General features: G+C 60.7%; 1 protein-coding gene. It reads right to left on the bottom strand.

Going from position 1 to position 999, the window contains the following annotated elements:
* Positions 1–999: condensation domain-containing protein (locus AD948_RS00135; RefSeq protein WP_248845853.1), on the bottom strand; the 999-nt coding region annotated here is incomplete at both ends.

The raw sequence follows: 999 nt of genomic DNA, 5'->3' as shown, positions 1-999 counted from the left end.
CCTGGAACAGAGGAGAGACACTCTGATCGCGCACGGGCTGCAGAGCTGCGACAAGGCGCTCAAAAGGCAGGTCCTGATTGCTCTGTGCTTCGAGCATCCGGTCACGAACCTGATCAATCAGACTACCTACTGGCATGGTGCCTGACAGATCGGCCCGCAGCACCAGCGTGTTAACAAAGAAGCCGACCAGTCCTTCTGTCTCGACCCGGACTCGTCCAGCAACCGGCACGCCAATCCGGATATCTTCATCACCACCATAGCGGTGCAGCAGCAGATCGAACGCAGCAAGCAGGGTCATGAACAGAGTGGCGCCATGCTTGCGCGACAGGCGACGCAGACCTTCCACAATCTCCGCGTCGATCTGCACTCCAAAAGTGCCGCCCCGACGATCGCGCGGCGCACGGCGCGGGCGATCCAGAGGCAGGGTCGTGACAGGCTGTTCCCCGCCCAGACGATCCTTCCAGTAGGCGAGTTGATCTTCCAGCGCCGCATCGTCAAGCCATTCGCGCTGCCACAGGGCATAGTCCGCATACTGGATATCGAGGGGTGGAAGGGCGGCCTCCCGTCCCTCGACTGCCGCCGCATAAAGCGTGCAGAAGTCGTTGACCAGAATGGGCATTGACCAGCCGTCAGAGGCAATATGGTGCATGCCGAACTGCAGGACGTGTTCATGATCCGAGACCCGGATCAGCAGGACACGGAAGACAGGGCCATTACGCAGATCAAAGGGGGCCCGGGCGCCTTCGGACAGGAGGTCTTCCTCGCTCTGCCCGTTTGTTGTCAGATCCACCACGCGCCAGCCATAAACAGGCTCGTCGTGGATGATCTGGAACGGGCCATCCGCGTTCTGGTCGTAGGTTGTGCGCAGGACCTCATGCCTCTGCACCAGACCGGATAGCGCTGTCTTCAGCGCGTCAATGTCCAGCGCACCCCGCAACCGGACCGCCCCTGTGATGTTGTAGCCCGCATCATCAGGCAGCAGGTTCCACAAAAACCATA

Source organism: Acetobacter senegalensis (genome assembly GCF_001580995.1).
Classification (GTDB): Bacteria; Pseudomonadota; Alphaproteobacteria; order Acetobacterales; family Acetobacteraceae; genus Acetobacter; species Acetobacter senegalensis.
This window is presented reverse-complemented; position numbering and strand designations above follow the sequence as displayed.